Annotated in this window: 18 protein-coding genes and 2 pseudogenes; 6 read left to right on the top strand and 14 right to left on the bottom strand. The window is 36.6% G+C overall.

Annotated elements, in window-relative coordinates; genetic code table 11:
- The first annotated feature begins 62 nt into the window (after positions 1–62).
- Both prfH and AAHI02_RS12220 read left to right on the top strand, forming a co-directional pair.
- On the top strand, positions 63–761 hold the full coding sequence (prfH, locus tag AAHI02_RS12225) for a peptide chain release factor H (protein ID WP_346983480.1): 699 nt from the start codon (positions 63–65) through the stop codon (positions 759–761).
- Positions 748–1,263, top strand: coding sequence for a hypothetical protein (locus AAHI02_RS12220; protein WP_346983479.1), 516 nt, complete (start codon positions 748–750; stop codon positions 1,261–1,263). The genes prfH and AAHI02_RS12220 overlap by 14 nt, the downstream gene beginning before the upstream one ends.
- A 37-nt stretch (positions 1,264–1,300) precedes the next feature.
- Here the strand turns inward: AAHI02_RS12220 and AAHI02_RS12215 are convergent, their stop codons facing one another.
- Both AAHI02_RS12215 and AAHI02_RS12210 read right to left on the bottom strand, forming a co-directional pair.
- Positions 1,301–1,591, bottom strand: coding sequence for a cytochrome C (locus tag AAHI02_RS12215; protein WP_346983478.1), 291 nt, complete (start codon positions 1,589–1,591; stop codon positions 1,301–1,303).
- Between the two features lie 19 nt (positions 1,592–1,610).
- Complete coding sequence (locus AAHI02_RS12210; protein WP_042722567.1) at positions 1,611–1,901, bottom strand: cytochrome c; 291 nt, start codon at positions 1,899–1,901, stop codon at positions 1,611–1,613.
- A gap of 447 nt (positions 1,902–2,348) precedes the next feature.
- Between AAHI02_RS12210 and meaB the strand changes: the two genes are divergently transcribed.
- Positions 2,349–3,332 (top strand): methylmalonyl Co-A mutase-associated GTPase MeaB, encoded by a 984-nt coding sequence (meaB, locus tag AAHI02_RS12205; protein ID WP_346983477.1) that lies wholly within the window; start codon positions 2,349–2,351, stop codon positions 3,330–3,332.
- A gap of 2 nt (positions 3,333–3,334) precedes the next feature.
- Here the strand turns inward: meaB and AAHI02_RS12200 are convergent, their stop codons facing one another.
- The gene (locus tag AAHI02_RS12200; RefSeq protein WP_346986616.1) at positions 3,335–3,487 is read right to left on the bottom strand and encodes a DUF4251 domain-containing protein; all 153 of its coding nucleotides are present in this window, start codon (positions 3,485–3,487) and stop codon (positions 3,335–3,337) included.
- Positions 3,459–3,881: a DUF4251 domain-containing protein gene (locus AAHI02_RS12195; RefSeq protein ID WP_346983476.1), complete on the bottom strand. Its 423-nt coding sequence runs from the start codon at positions 3,879–3,881 to the stop codon at positions 3,459–3,461. The genes AAHI02_RS12200 and AAHI02_RS12195 overlap by 29 nt, the downstream gene beginning before the upstream one ends.
- 107 nt (positions 3,882–3,988) lie before the next feature.
- Here AAHI02_RS12195 and AAHI02_RS12190 point away from each other — a divergent pair.
- Positions 3,989–4,796, top strand: a pseudogene (locus AAHI02_RS12190) (M48 family metallopeptidase).
- Positions 4,797–4,891: 95 nt separating this feature from the next.
- A complete protein-coding gene (locus AAHI02_RS12185; protein WP_346983475.1) occupies positions 4,892–5,206 on the top strand; it encodes a hypothetical protein in 315 nt (104 codons plus the stop codon).
- A gap of 36 nt (positions 5,207–5,242) precedes the next feature.
- Here the strand turns inward: AAHI02_RS12185 and AAHI02_RS12180 are convergent, their stop codons facing one another.
- The 9 genes and pseudogenes from AAHI02_RS12180 to pgi form a co-directional block, all read right to left on the bottom strand.
- Positions 5,243–5,854: an outer membrane beta-barrel protein gene (locus tag AAHI02_RS12180; RefSeq protein ID WP_346983474.1), complete on the bottom strand. Its 612-nt coding sequence runs from the start codon at positions 5,852–5,854 to the stop codon at positions 5,243–5,245.
- Positions 5,838–6,654: pseudogene (locus AAHI02_RS12175) on the bottom strand (ATP-binding cassette domain-containing protein). The gene AAHI02_RS12180 and the pseudogene AAHI02_RS12175 overlap by 17 nt, the downstream one beginning before the upstream one ends.
- Positions 6,654–7,406 carry an ABC transporter permease gene (locus AAHI02_RS12170; protein ID WP_346983473.1) on the bottom strand — a complete coding sequence of 251 codons (753 nt, stop codon included), beginning with the start codon at positions 7,404–7,406 and terminating at the stop codon, positions 6,654–6,656. The pseudogene AAHI02_RS12175 and the gene AAHI02_RS12170 overlap by 1 nt, the downstream one beginning before the upstream one ends.
- A gap of 105 nt (positions 7,407–7,511) precedes the next feature.
- A complete protein-coding gene (locus AAHI02_RS12165) occupies positions 7,512–8,882 on the bottom strand; it encodes an exopolysaccharide biosynthesis polyprenyl glycosylphosphotransferase (RefSeq protein ID WP_346983472.1) in 1,371 nt (456 codons plus the stop codon).
- Between the two features lie 40 nt (positions 8,883–8,922).
- Positions 8,923–9,552, bottom strand: a complete 630-nt coding sequence (locus tag AAHI02_RS12160) for a 7-carboxy-7-deazaguanine synthase QueE (protein WP_346983471.1) — start codon at positions 9,550–9,552, stop codon at positions 8,923–8,925.
- Between the two features lie 7 nt (positions 9,553–9,559).
- The gene (locus AAHI02_RS12155) at positions 9,560–10,444 is read right to left on the bottom strand and encodes a bifunctional 5,10-methylenetetrahydrofolate dehydrogenase/5,10-methenyltetrahydrofolate cyclohydrolase (protein ID WP_089856500.1); all 885 of its coding nucleotides are present in this window, start codon (positions 10,442–10,444) and stop codon (positions 9,560–9,562) included.
- A gap of 96 nt (positions 10,445–10,540) precedes the next feature.
- Positions 10,541–10,765 (bottom strand): hypothetical protein, encoded by a 225-nt coding sequence (locus tag AAHI02_RS12150; RefSeq protein ID WP_346983470.1) that lies wholly within the window; start codon positions 10,763–10,765, stop codon positions 10,541–10,543.
- Complete coding sequence (locus tag AAHI02_RS12145; protein WP_346983469.1) at positions 10,755–10,973, bottom strand: hypothetical protein; 219 nt, start codon at positions 10,971–10,973, stop codon at positions 10,755–10,757. The genes AAHI02_RS12150 and AAHI02_RS12145 overlap by 11 nt, the downstream gene beginning before the upstream one ends.
- 40 nt (positions 10,974–11,013) lie before the next feature.
- Positions 11,014–12,654, bottom strand: coding sequence for a glucose-6-phosphate isomerase (pgi, locus tag AAHI02_RS12140; RefSeq protein WP_346983468.1), 1,641 nt, complete (start codon positions 12,652–12,654; stop codon positions 11,014–11,016).
- Between the two features lie 390 nt (positions 12,655–13,044).
- Here pgi and AAHI02_RS12135 point away from each other — a divergent pair, with 390 nt between their 5' ends.
- Positions 13,045–14,274: a glycoside hydrolase family 125 protein gene (locus tag AAHI02_RS12135; protein WP_346983467.1), complete on the top strand. Its 1,230-nt coding sequence runs from the start codon at positions 13,045–13,047 to the stop codon at positions 14,272–14,274.
- A gap of 72 nt (positions 14,275–14,346) precedes the next feature.
- On the opposite strand, the gene AAHI02_RS12130 is transcribed toward AAHI02_RS12135, so the two are convergent.
- The gene (locus AAHI02_RS12130) at positions 14,347–15,255 is read right to left on the bottom strand and encodes a DUF4349 domain-containing protein (protein WP_346983466.1); all 909 of its coding nucleotides are present in this window, start codon (positions 15,253–15,255) and stop codon (positions 14,347–14,349) included.
- Positions 15,256–15,351 lie beyond the last annotated feature (96 nt).

Genomic DNA, 15,351 nt, shown 5'->3' with positions numbered 1-15,351 from the left:
ATTGGTGTTAGAATTTGGCGCGATCAACTGAAAACCATCAACTGACAACAAATCAAACAACAATGGACAAACTTATACAAATCACCTCAGGAAGAGGGCCTTTAGAATGCCAATGGGTAGTGGCAAAAGTGCTGAAGGTTTTCCTTGAGGAAGCAAAAAATAACAACATCGATTACGAGATCATTCACCGGGAGAATGTGGATGAAAATCTTACATTGAAATCTGTAACCCTGCTTTTAAAAGCAAAAGAACTGACGGGTTTTTTAGAAAGCTGGTTGGGAAGTATTTGCTGGACAGGCAAAAGTACATTCCGCAAACTGCACAAAAGAAGCAACTGGTTTATCGGAGTTTTTGAACTGGAAGGTCTGGAGAAAATCAGTTTTAATGAAAAAGATATTCAGTTTCAGACGACCAGAAGCCAGGGCAGCGGCGGGCAGAACGTCAATAAAGTAAATACGGCTGTCCGTGCAACCCATATCCCGACGGGACAAAGTGTTTTTGTACAGGACTCCCGCTCGCAACTGGAAAATAAAAAGCTTTCCATTGCCCGACTGAAAGAAAAAGTATTGGAGCAGAATATTATTCAGATTCAGAATAGAATGCAGGAAACATGGAACAATCATTTGCAGGTGCAAAGAGGAAATCCGATTCGTACATTTTCCGGAACGGATTTTAAAAAGAATTACCAGGAAAAGTCTTTCAAAAAGCAAAGAAATCAACTGAAGAAAGAATTAAAAATTTACAAAAATGACCTTAACTAAAAATAAATACTACTTTGAGGCTTTAGACAATTATCCATATAGCTTGCCGGATTGCCTGGAAGCACTGAATTATGCTTTATCCTATGATCCCGAAGATGCAGACAGTCTCTGCCTGATGGGGAGAATCTACAGTGAGATGCTGAACGATTACGAAAAAGCAAAACTGTATTTCGAAGAAGCCATGCAGTGTGATGTGACCAATCTGAATACGCCGCAGTATTACATCAAATGCCTTCTCGACAATGAAGATTTCCATGAAGCTGATAAGCTGATCGCGTATTCTTTAAAAATCAAAGGAATTGATAAAGCGACATTATGGCTGCACAGATCACTGCTTTCCGAGAAAAGAGGAAGTTTTGCCAATGCCATAAAGTTTCTGAATGAAGCTGAAAAGTACTGCTTCACCGAGTACAGCTTGAACCTGGTGAAAGACCGCAGGAAATTCATAAAATCAAAAATGCCAAAGAAAAGCAAGATGAAAAAGAAGAAGGAGACTAATTAAGGTCTCCTTTTTTTGTATAAGAATCTTCTGAAGAAACCTATTTTTTATTTGCAGAAATCAGATAGTCATAGACCATTTGGTGTTGGTCTTCACTCAGCTTGGCTTTAGGAGCCATTCTGCTCAGTGTTTTCAGCCATCCCTGATCATCGTGTTTTGCGGGATCCGGAAGCTTGTGGCATCTGTTGCATGAGTTTTCGAAGATTGTTTTCCCCTGTGCCAGCTGCTCAGATGAGGTGTACTTCGGCCCTGTTACCGCCATGCTTTTTGGTCCGCACGATACTAACAATGATGCAGAACCGAGAATCATACCCAAAATCAATTTTTTCATACTAATATTTTTGAAGAGATTATTTTTTCGCAGAAACGATATAATCATACACCCACTGATGTTGCTCATCCGTAAGCTTGGCTTTAGGAGCCATTCTGTTCATAACCCCAACCCATTGTACCGAAGTATGGGAAGCCGGATCCGGAAGTTTATGACATCTTCCGCAAGAGTTTTCGAAAATTGTCTTTCCCTGTGCGATTTGTTCTGCAGTAGAAGTTGCAGCTGCGGGAGCAGTTGCTGTAGAAGCTTTTGGTGTACAAGATGCCAGTAAAACAGCAGTAAAGGATGCTACAGCGATTATTTTTTTCATGTTTACATTATTTGATTAAAACAAATGTAGGAAATTCCCCTTCTTATTGATGAGACGGAGGATAATTTAGAAATAATAAAAATTAGAAGATGTCATCAATGATATTCTTAAAGCTTTAAAGTTAATTATTAAAAAAGGTGCGCAGGTTTGCTAAAAAGATGCGCATCTCTTGACCAACTCTTAAGCAAGAGTTGGATGATTTGTGCTTAAGAGTTGCTAAACTCCTAAGCAAGAGTTGTGAAAGTCTTAGGCAAGAGTTACGCAGAGGTTTGTGGCTTTCCTGATTTTTTTAGAGATGACTATAATAAAGTTTATCCTTTCAATTCCTGAAATTCAAAGATAAAGCAGGGGATGTATTAATTTTAAATGAAAATTATTTTCACAAAAATATCAGGTGAAACCGATTGGCTATTGATCGTTCACACTTTAATCCTTATTTTTGAATGAATGAAATTTTCTACAGAAGAGCTAATAGAAGGAATACAGTCAGGCAACAAACGCCTGATTGCAAAAGCCATTACATTAGTTGAAAGTAAAAAGGCTGAGCACCGTCAGCAGGCTGAAGAATTGTTGAAAGGGATCATGTCTTTTACAGGAAATTCGATCAGAGTGGGTGTAACAGGCGTTCCGGGTGCGGGAAAATCAACTTTTATTGAAAATTTCGGGAGGCTTGCGATTGCCAACGGCAAAAAGGTGGCTGTTCTCGCGATTGATCCAAGTTCAGCCATTAATAAAGGAAGTATTCTCGGGGATAAAACCAGAATGGAAGAGCTTGCCAAAGAAGAAAATGCTTTTATCCGGCCTTCCCCAAGTTCAGGATTTCTGGGAGGTGTTGCCAATACGACTTTTGAAACAATGATGATCTGTGAAGCGGCAGGATACGATTATATTTTAATTGAAACCGTTGGAGTAGGGCAATCTGAAGTTCTCGTGGCTGATATTACCGATGTTTTTTTGTTTCTAAAAATTATCGGAGGTGGAGATGAACTGCAGGGAATCAAACGCGGAATCATGGAAATGGTAGACGTGATCTTCATTAATAAGGTTGATAAAGACAATCTCCAGAAAGCGAAGAATACAAGGCTTGAACTGAAAAAAGCTTTAGATTTTATTCCTCCTAAAGAAAAAGGCTGGAAAGTTCCGGTTTTATTGGGATCTGCCTTAAGCAATGAAGGCCTTGATGAGGTTTTTAAAAGAATAAATGAATTTATTTCCCTAAAAAAGAAATCCGGCAGATTTTCTGAAGTTAGGAATCAGCAGGCTGAAAAACGTTTCGAGTACTGGGTTCAGGAATATATTCTATCGGCGATGAAGAAGAATAATTCTCTGGAAGAAGCTTATATTCAACATAAAAAAAATGCTTCAGCACTGGTTTCCAATCCAAGTACCGAAGCAAAATTATTTGTAGACAAGTTTTTATCTGAAGACTAAAGTTAAGGCTGTACTTTCTGCTCTTCATTCTTTGTAATGTATCCGTCATAGGAAATCGGCTGTCTGTCATTGCTTCTTATCGATGTGAAAGCTCTGCCTGATTTCGTAATCTCCATAATAATCTCATCAGCCCTGTTTGTATCGTTTAGCTTTATTCTTACAACCCAGGTTCCTTTTTTTGTTCTGGCTTTTGTTTACTGTGAAATCGTTTGATGTAAATCTATAACTGTTTTGAGAATTATCGCCGTAGCTGGGATTAAATACTCTTCCGAAATAAGGCAATACCACTTCCAGTTTATCCGGCCTTACATCAACACTGTAATTGCTTCCCGAAAGGTCGAGTATTCTCGTCGCAGGGGCATTCGGCATTGAAGTCATGACGTTGATGACATCATAATTCGTAGGGTTTGCCCTTTGTGCATGAAAAGAAAAGTCCTGAGAATTGATTAGTGCCGTAACTGCCTGCGGATCCATATTACTCTGGGATGAACAGTTTTCAAAAAACATCAGAAAACTGAATATGCATATTATTGAAATTAACTTTTTCATAATTAAATATATATTGCTAAATTAAACATCAAATTGTATGCAAATATAAGATCTGAAATTTATTTTGGAATAAAAATTGTAAAGGTTGAACTAATAACACTCGAACTATGAAATTTACACATTTATTAGGAATTGGAGCGATGGCTCTTACCGTTGCAGCTTGTACTACCAATCCGATTACGGGAAGGTCTTCTTTACAGTTGGCGAACAATTCGGAAATCCTGACGATGTCGGCTCAGGAATACAAATCAACATTAGGGAAATCTAAGGTAATCACAGGAACAGCAGACGCAAAAAAAAGTGGTAAATGTAGGATCGAGAATAAAATCTGCTGCTGAAAGATATTATCAGTCGATTGGCCGTTCTGCAGACCTTGCCAATTACAGTTGGGAATTTAATCTTATACAAAGTAATGAGCTTAATGCCTGGTGTATGCCTGGCGGAAAAGTAGCTGTCTATACGGGGATTTTACCTATTACCAAGAACGAAAACGGACTTGCCGTTGTGTTGGGTCACGAAGTATCTCATGCTCTTGCAGGACATGGTAATGAAAGAATTTCACAAGCTATGGTAGCACAATACGGCGGAGCAATCTTAGGAGGAACCATATCAAACGCTCAGTGGGCAAACGTATTTGAAGCCGTGTATCCTATCGGTTCTCAGGTCGCATTATTGAAATACGGGAGAAATCAGGAATCTGAAGCAGATCAGATGGGACTTTACCTGATGGGAATGGCAGGATACGATCCAAGAGAAGCGATTCCTTTCTGGGGAAGAATGGAGGCAGCATCCAAAGGAGCAAGACAACCGGAATTCTTATCTACTCACCCAAATCCTGAGACAAGAATTTCAGACATTAACAAAGACTTGCCAAAAGCTTTAGAGTATTACAAAGCAGCAGGTGGGAAAATATAATATTTATACTACAAAATAATTTAATCTTGAGTAAAGGCCTTATTGAATTTTTATTAAATTTAGTAAGGCTTTAATTTTAAACTTAATATAATACTATGAAAAATTTAACAGTAATAGGACTTATTCTTTTAGCGTTATCGATACTTCTGTTTTATCTGACGGCTAATAATTTCACAATTAATGATTTGGGAATGCCTCACATCATGGGGATTTTAGGAGGTATCGGAATTGGTTTAATTATCGGAGGAATGGTGGGATATGTAAGCAAAGGAAGTGCTATAAAAGCTGAGCAAAAAAGAAAAGAATTTAAACAGCTTCAGTATGAAAAAGAAGAGCTTGAGAAAAAAGCAGCAGACATAGCAAGACGTGAAGCCGAACTTGATATGAGAAATCAAAATCCTCAGCTCTAGAGAGAACTGAGGATTTATTATATTTTTAAATTTAATTTAAAACTTATATCCTACACCTACCATAAACAGGTTGGGTCTGTTGTCATAGCGAATTTCTTCACTCGTGTTTCTGTTGATAAATTCTCGGGAATCTTTACTGAATGCTCCTTCATATCTTGCATTTAAGATCAATTTTGAGATTTCTACCTGAGCACCGAACTGGTATCCTACGGTAAAATTATCTCTTGCATTTTCTTTAAAATCGTTGAAAGTGTCTTCCTTGGCTAAGTTGTAGCTCGCCACCGGACCTACAAAAACTCCCAAGGTATTTCCTAAAATGTTGTATCCTAAAAGAACGGGAAGATCAATTCTGCTGCTTTTAATGTCAAAAGTTGTATTGGCTGTAGTGAATTCATTTTTAAAATTGGTATAATACAATTCCGGCATCAGATAAAATGAAGTCGGCAATCCTACTTTTAAAGACAAACCTACGTTAAAGCCTGCGTTGTTCTTTCCTTCTCCTTCAATTGCCTGGTTTACTGTTCCTTTAATATTCTGCCACGAAGGAGATCCTGTAGGGAATATTATATTTGCTTTTCCTGCCAGAGAAATCTGTGCGGAAGCCAACATGGAAAAACCTATTAATGCTATACTAAGAATCTTTTTCATTATCTTCAATTTTTGTAATGGTATTATCAATGGTTTTGTTATTTTCAAGCATATATTCTCTCAGCTCTTTAAATAACTCTGATGAATAAACGAAATCAATAAGATTTTTATTGCCTGCTGTGATCAGGATATCTTTGTTGCCTTCCCACTCTTTAATTCCTAATCTCAGATATACAATTTTCTCACCAATCGTCATTACAGAATTCATATCGTGTGTATTGATGATGGTTGTCGTGTTGTATTCCTTTGTAATTTCCAGCAACAGATCATCAATTACATTGGATGTATAAGGATCCAGCCCGGAATTCGGCTCATCACAGAAAAGATATTTAGGATTGTTGACAATCGCTCTTGCAATCGCCACACGCTTTTGCATTCCCCCTGAGATTTCAGATGGAAATTTTTTATTGGCTTTATCGAGATGCACTCTTCCGATTACTTCAAAAACACGTCTTTTCTTTTCCCTGAATGTTAAATTAGTAAACATATCCAGCGGGAACATGATATTTTCTTCAACCGTTAAAGAATCAAACAAAGCACCTCCCTGGAAAACCGTTCCGATTTCTGAGCGCAGATGCTGCTTCTCATCTCTTGACATAACGTTGATGTCTTTACCTTCAAACAGGATTTCACCTGAAGTAGGTTGATAAACATTAAGCAGACTTTTCAGGAAAACCGTTTTTCCGGAGCCACTTTGCCCGATGATCAGATTTACTTTCCCTTTATCAAAACAAGTTGAAATTCCTTTAAGTACCTCAACCTGGTCAAAACTTTTTTTTAAGATCTTTTACCTCAATCATTAGCTTAATATTAATTGGGTTAATAGTAATTCTGAAAGGATAATGAATACCATCGTCCAAACTACCGCCTGGGTACTTGCTCTACCCACTTCCAGTGAACCGCCTTTTACATTGTATCCATAATAAGAAGGTACTGTTGCTATAATAAAAGCAAAAACAATTGTTTTGGTAAATGCATAATAAATAAACAGGTTTGGCATATACATCTGGATTCCCACAATATAATCATTGGTCGTCCAGTTTCCAGTGAGAATCCCGGCGATATAGCCTCCTCCAATTCCGAATACAATGCTTATTGCAATTAATAAAGGATTAAATATAACACAGGCAACGATTTTCGGCAAAATCAAAAAGTTAGGAGAATTTACTCCCATGATATCAAGGGCATCGATTTGCTCAGAAACCCTCATCGTTCCTATACTTGAGGCTATATAAGATCCTACTTTCCCTGCCAGAATAAGACTGATGATGGTAGGTGAAAATTCCAGTACCAAAACTGCTTTTGTAGCATAACCGACAAAAGAAGGCGGAATAGGAAATGAAGAGGCATCAAAGTTATTGAACATCTGGATAGCGACTACGGCTCCTACGAATATAGAAGTAAAGATGACGAGCCCAAATGAATTAACACCCAAATCATTGATCTCTCTCATGAGAAGTTTCCAGAAAACCTTCATTTTCTGTGGCTTCTGCATAGATTTACCGAGAAGGATGATGTATTCTCCGACTGCTGTAAAAAACTTTTTTAACATTCTGCTAAATTAGACTTTTTTTTATTTAATTCATTAAAGATTGAAACCAGATCCAGGCTCTGTTCACGATCACATTTTAGTATATCATAATGTAGACCAAAATATTTACTTTGCGTTTTTATCTCCACCGATTACCAGGAAAACAGTTTTTAAAATGATGACCATATCCAGTGTAAAACTCCAGTTTCTTACATAGAAAGAATCTGCAAGGACTCTTTTATTCATTTCAACTTCCACATCACCGGCGTCACCACGCAGTCCATTTACCTGGGCAAGTCCCGTAATTCCGGGGTTTACCATGCTTCTCAGGCTATATCTTCCTATTTTAGGCTTGTAATAATTGTCTACTGCCAGCATATGAGGACGCGGCCCTACAATTGACATCTCACCTTTTAAAACATTAATAAACTGTGGCATCTCATCAAGACTTGTTTTTCTTAAAAATTTCCCGAAGCGGGTAATTCGTACGTCATTTTCCTCAGTTGTTTTTGTTGAAGACTCGTCATTAACAATCATTGTCCGGAATTTAATGCATTTAAAAACTTCTTCGTGAAAACCATATCGCTCCTGAATAAAAAATACAGGTCCTTTTGAGGAAATTCTAATTAAAACAGCAATGACAGGAAACAGCCATGAACAGATCCCGATGATGACGACAACGGAAAATACAATATCAAAAGCTCTTTTCAGTAAATAATTGGAGTAAAAATCCAGCGGATATTTTGCCTGATTAAGAACCGGCTGTGTCTGAATGTACCCTAAATCATAGAGGAAAAAGTCGCTTTGAGTGATGCTTGGGATTAGTGAAATGTGTACTTTATGGGCTTCTGCCAATTTGAAAATCTCTTTTTCGGTACCGGGGCTGTACGTATTTTCTATAGGGATAAAGAGTGTGTGAATTCCGTTCTTTTGCCAGAATTCTATCAGCTCATCCGTTTTTATTTCTGTATGCTTGTATTCAAAAATTTTATATCCGTAATCTTTTCTTTCCTTTAAAATGTTTTTTAAAACTTCCGTAGAGCTGTTTTCATTTAAAAACATGATATTCCGGTGATTGATTCCCAGACTTCTGACGTATTTTATGCCAAAGAATATCAATGATTTAACAAAGAAAATGAAGAAGAATAAATAGAATGAAAGCCAGTAAATATCTGAGTTGAAAAAAACATTATAGCTGACTTTTCCAATCAGCAGAACGCCCAGAATAAACAGTAAAAAATGAATCAGCAGACGTTCCAGAAACAAGGTATAGGTGAGATTCCTGGGAATATTATAAATTCTTGTTCTGCTACTCAGAAGCATCCAGAACAAAAACAATAATATCAAGGAAAACGAATTCTGATACCATATCTCCGGGCTTTGTTTAAGATTCTGATTCCTCGTTATATAAAAGAACATGAAGATAGATGCAATAACCAAAAGGTCAAGCAAAGCGATGATCGATTTCAGGTATCTGGAGTATCGGATTCTCTGCATCTATGATAATAACGGATACGAAAAGCTAATTTACATATTTTTACGGGATATTCAGATATTTGTGTGTCTGAACTGATGCTCTCCATTCCGGATGTTCTAAAATGAAGTCTGTGATTTTCGGATACATCTCATCACGCTTACTCCATTCGCTTTGAAGATATAATGTACAACTATCCGATACCTTAGCTGCCTGTTCCTGTGCAAATTTCAAATCATTATTATTAAATACAATGACCTTAAGTTCATGAGCTTTCTGATAAATTTCTTCTTTTGGCAGTCCCGTTTTTTTAGGAGAAAGCGTGATCCAGTCGATCTGCCCGCTCAGCGGATAAGCTCCTGAGGTTTCTATATGAATAGTACAGCCCAGCTCTTTTAATCTTGATGTTAAAATATCAAGATTCCACATCAGGGGCTCACCACCTGTTAAAACTATTGTTTTGCAGTGTTTTGCAGCTGTTTCTGCTATTTCTTCCGAATTCATTAAAGGGTGCAGATTCGGATCCCAGCTTTCTTTTACATCGCACCAGTGGCATCCGACATCGCATCCGCCCAATCTGATGAAATAAGCTGCCTTTCCGGTGTGCGCTCCTTCTCCCTGAAGAGTGTAAAAATGCTCCATTACAGGGAGCATTTTACCTTCTTTTAATAAAATATCTTCTTCTATTTTCATTTTAAATTTAGTCATTATAGACCGAAGTCTTATAGGCAATGATGGTATTTTTCATCAACATCGCTCTTGTCATGGGGCCCACACCTCCGGGAACAGGCGTGATCCAGCTAGCTTTTGCAGCACAGCTGTCAAAATCTACATCACCTGCCAGATAATATCCTTTCGGAGAGTCATCGTCTACTCTTGTAATGCCTACGTCAACGATCACTGCTCCTTCTTTGATCATATCTCCTTTCAGGAAATGAGGGTCACCTAAAGCCGTGATTACAATGTCTGCTTTTTTAGTATATTCTTCAATATCTTTGGTATAAGAGTGTGTAAGAGTAACGGTTGAATTTCCGGGGAAATCTTTTCTTCCCATCAGGATGCTCATCGGTCTTCCGACGATTTTACTTCTTCCGATGATTACACAGTCTTTTCCTTTTGTTTCAATATTGTATCTTTCCAGTAATGTTAAAATACCGAATGGAGTTGCCGGCAGGAAAGTATCCATTTCCAATGCCATTCTTCCGAAATTTTCCGGATGAAAGCCGTCAACATCTTTTCTTGGATCAATAGCATTGATGATTTTTTCCTGATCGATCTGATCGGGTAAAGGAAGCTGAACGATAAATCCGTCAACGGCTTTAGACTTATTTAATTCATCAATTTTTTCCAATAATTCGGACTCGGAAACCGTACTTGGAAATTTAATTAAGCTTGATTGAAAGCCAACTTCTTCGCAGTCTTTTACTTTTGAATTGACATACGCTTTGCTTGCTCCATTGTTTCCTACAAGAATGGCTACCAGATGCGGCGCTCTTCTTTTACCTGCAACGATCTTTTCAACTTCAGCCTTGATTTCCTGTTTTATTTCTTTGGATATTTTTAATCCGTCAAGAATTTCTGCCATTTTTATTTATTACTTTTATTATTAGATTTTTAAGGATATTTTTCCGGATTCTGATGAGTACAGAAAACGGAAATTACATAAACGTGTTTTTGAATTTCATCTATGTGAAATAAAATAATGTAAGGAAACTTTTTTTATAGGAAGTACTCTTACGTCATCATAACGAATTTGAAAAAAAGGATTTCCTTCCAGCTGATCATATGCTTTTGACAATTGCTTTTCAAAATTTGATACTATTGAATTAGAAATCGTTTTATAATAATCTATGGCGTCTAAAATATCCTGATTTGCTTCAGGATATTGGAAGATTTCAAATGCCATGATTTTTTTTTATTTTTTTAAGAAAATCTCTAGCTGGCGTAAATTCTTTATGATTTTTAGCCTTCCGTTCATCAATCACTCTTTTCATTTCATCGGTTAACTCAAATTCATCCTCATTTTTCTCAAAGTTGATTTTCATTCTTTTTAAAAGATTCTCCATTAAAGTTTCCTCTTCTTTATCTTTGAGATGTATCGTAATGGTACTCATATCTTTATTTTTAATCAAAATTAATGAAAATCTGCAACAGTTATCTGTTGGCTTTATAATAATTAATCAATCCGTTTGTTGAAGTATCGTGAGAGCTAATGTTCTCATTATTTTCAAGTTCCGGCAAAATTTTATTGGCTAAAACTTTTCCTAATTCCACACCAAACTGGTCGAAGCTGAAAATGTTCCAGATTACACCCTGAACGAAAATTTTATGCTCATACAACGCAATTAATTGTCCTAGTGAAAAAGGAGTTAATTCATTGAATAATATAGAGTTGGTAGGCGTATTTCCCTGGAAGACTTTATAATTTAATAAAAACTCAATTTCCTCGTCAGATTTTCCGGAAGTTCTTAATTCTGCTTCTACTTCTTGCTCTGTTTTTCCGAACGCAAGTGCCTCGGTCTGAGCGAAAAAGTTCGCTAATAATTTATCCTGATGATCAGAAACTTTATTTGGACTTTTTGCATAGGCAATAAAATCTGCAGGAATCAATTCTGTTCCCTGATGAATTAATTGGTAGAAAGCATGCTGTCCATTAGTTCCCGGCTCTCCCCAGATAATTGGTCCTGTCTCATATTCTACAAATTCACCGTTTCTATCGACACACTTTCCGTTACTTTCCATATCTCCCTGCTGAAAATATGCCGGAAATCTATCTAAATATTGAGAATATGGAAGGATTGCGACTGTTGTAGCGGCATAAAAATTACGGTACCAAATACCAATCAGACCCATTAAAACTGGAACGTTTTCAGCAAAATCTGCTGTTTGAAAATGCTGGTCTGTATCGTAAGCTCCTCTTAATAATTGTTCAAAATTTTCATATCCTACAGCAAGAACAATGCTTAAGCCGATTGCACTCCAAAGCGAATATCTTCCGCCAACCCAATCCCAGAATTCAAAGATATTCTCTTCCGCGATTCCGAAGTCTTTAACAGCTTGAATATTAGTGGATAAAGCAACGAAGTGTTTGGCTACATCTTCTTGTTTTCCAGCCTTTAAAAACCAGTCTTTTGCTGAATGGGCATTCGTCATTGTCTCCTGTGTCGTAAATGTTTTGGAAGCCACAATAAATAAAGTGGTTTCAGGATTTAAATTCTTTACAACTTCTGCAATATGATTTCCGTCTACATTAGAAACAAAATGAATGTTTAACCTTGTTTTAAAATGCTTCAAGGCAGAAACTACCATAACAGGACCCAAATCTGAACCTCCGATTCCGATGTTCACAACGTCAGTAATTTCTTTGCCGCTGAAACCTTTGTGAGTTCCTGAAATAATACTTTCCGAGAAAGATTTCATGTGATCCAAAACCCTTTTGATCTGAGGTTTGATGTTTTCTCCGTCTACTATAATTTCTCTATCGGAAAAATCCCTCAAAGCTGTATGCAGAACTGCTCTTCCTTCTGTTTCGTTGATTTTATCACCGGAGAACATTTTGGAAATAGCATCTTTCAATTCGCATTCTTCCGCAAGATTTAATAAAAGATTCTTTACTTTAGAATCCATTAAGTTTTTAGAATAATCAAATAAAAAATTAGTTCTTTTAATAGAAAATTCATTAAAACGATTTTCATTATCTTTAAAAAGACTTCTTAAATCAAAATCATTATTAGTAAATTCTTCGTCGAGCGCTTTCCAGCTGTTGGTTTGGGCAGGATTTATTTTTGATAGCATATATTTAGAATTAAGGTTTTAAGACAGGAAATTCAGCATCGCTGATCGCTAAATCTCCGTAACGGATTGTTGATTTGCAAATTTACGGAATTTTACTCCAATGATGTTAATGGATAATTAAAAATGAATTGACAAGTTCGCATTACGTTTAAAATTATTATTTTTAAAATCAAATTTTAATCAACACAATGATCAACAGACGAGAATTTATAAAAAAAGTCAGGAATAGGATTCGGTTTTCTTGCCATACCAACATCTGCAAAATTTTTAATCATAAACGATTATGTTTCTAAAAGACCCCATCCGGATCATAGGAAGTTTACCTCCGAAGCCGTTGAGAAAACAATTAAAACCATAAAAAAAACAATTGCTGATGAAGAATTGGGCTGGATGTTCGAAAACTGCTTTCCCAATACATTAGATACGACTGTAAAATTTTATTATAAAAACAATAAACCGTACACCTATGTCATTACAGGAGATATTGATGCGATGTGGCTTCGGGATTCTTCGGCGCAGGTTTATCCTTATTTGAGTCTTGCCAACGAAGATGAAAAACTGAAACAACTGCTGAAAGGAGTCATCAATAAACAGATTGAATGTGTTCTTCTTGATTCTTATGCCAATGCATTTTTCGATGATGCCCATAAAATAAGTGAATGGAAAGAAGATCTCACCGATATGAAACCGGGAATTCATGAACGGAAATGGGAAGTAGATTCTTTATGCTACGTGATGCGTTTGTCTTACAATTACTGGAAAGCAACCGGAGATTCTTCTGTCTTTGATGCAGATTGGAAGAAGGCGATGCACCTGATTTTACAGACCTTTAAAGATCAGCAGCGAAAAGATTCAAAAGGGCCATATAAATTTCAGCGTGCAAATGGAAACCCTTTGGATACGCAATATGCCGGTGGCTACGGAAATCCGACAAAGAAAGTCGGACTGATTCATTCTATGTTCAGGCCTTCCGACGATGCTACTTTCTACCCGCTTTTAGTTTCTTCGAATATGTTTGCAGTGGTTTCTTTACGTGAAACTGCTGAAATTTTTTCTAAAGTTTTAAAAGATGAAAATTCTTCCGCTCAATTCAATGCGTTGGCTGCTGAAGTGGATGAAGCCATTCGGAAGTATGCAATTTTGCAGCATCCTGAAGCCGGAAAAATTTATGCTCTGGAAATTGATGGTTTCGGAAATGCTTTATTTATGGATGACGCGAATGTTCCGAATTTGTTGTCGATTCCTTATTTAGGTTACGCTTCAAAAGATGATGAGATTTACCAAAATACAAGAAAATTTTCTTTAAGTAAGACAAATCCGTGGTTCAGTGAAGGAAAATTTGCTAAAGGAATCGGCGGGCCGCACATCGGAGAACATAAAATCTGGCCGCTCGGATTAATTATGCAGGCTTTAACGACCGATGACGATGAAGAAATTGTTTCCTGTTTAAAAATGCTTAAAGCCACTCATGCCGGAACAGGATTTATTCATGAATCTTTTGATGTCGACAATCCCAAAGATTTTACAAGATCGTGGTTTGCATGGGCTAATACGCTTTTTGGTGAACTTATTCTCCATCTTCATAAAACAAAACCAGAAATTTTAAAGAGAAAATTTTAAGCATAAAACCTCCGGACTTTTCCAGAGGTTTTAAGTTGAAATATATATTGATAACCCGAAGGTTAGGATAGCTTATGTTTCAGTGGTAGGCTGGTGCTTTTTAGCAGGTTTTCTTTTTCTTACAACATAAACGATTACCGCTCCGATTAATATAATTGGCCAAATAGTAATCAATCCGACTACAATTTTTTGTATTAAGTAAAAGCCTTCCACAAATGCTGATTTTGCGCCATATACAAAATCAAACTTATATTGATCATCAATGCTCTTGGTGTTGGTAATAGCGATTGTGGCAACTCTTACTTTAGGTTCTTTAATGTAAATATCGACGGTACTATATTTTAAATTATCGGTTACATCCATGTTTGCCAGTTGCTGTTGATTGGCTTCCTCCATATTTTCATTGCTCATATTGACTTTATCTTTATTGGTCTTCAGTTTGTCAATATTTTCTTCGGTTTTTTTAATTCTTTTTCCTTCCAGCTCAGCATATTTTATCCCTGAAGTCACATCTTCTGCATGAATGGATCTTGAATTAAGAAATAGCTTTTTGTCATTTATTAAAGTTAGTAATTCACCAAGCTTAGCAGTCGGAACTCTTACCTGCATCATGTTTTCTGATTGATATTTTTTGATCAGCATGGCTTCCTTATCCGATGTATTATAAGTGTCTTCCGAAATAACAGTACTTTTCAGATCACTGTGTGTTACAAATCCTCCAAGTTCCTGTACCGATTTTTCAATGGAAATAGTCGCGTTATAAACATCTTTTACTTCCATATTTACATTAGCGGTTTTAATGAACTGTTTGTCTTTTACGCTCATCGTTGCTGCAGATGAAATACTGTCTGAAACAATTGCAGCTGTAGAATCTGCACTCGTGCTAGCATCATAATCTGCCGTTGTTTCTCCTTTTTTACATGAATAAATTCCCAATAAAAGAGCGCTTGCTAATGATAGTCTGATGTACGTTGTTTTCATAGATTTATTTTTTTAATGTTTTGCTTAATCCAAAGTTCAGGCGGAATCATTTGTAATATTTGAAAATCACACGTAAAAGCTTTGTAAATAAATATA

It is taken from the genome of Chryseobacterium sp. POE27 (genome assembly GCF_039727685.1).
Taxonomy (GTDB): Bacteria; Bacteroidota; Bacteroidia; order Flavobacteriales; family Weeksellaceae; genus Chryseobacterium.
This window is presented reverse-complemented; position numbering and strand designations above follow the sequence as displayed.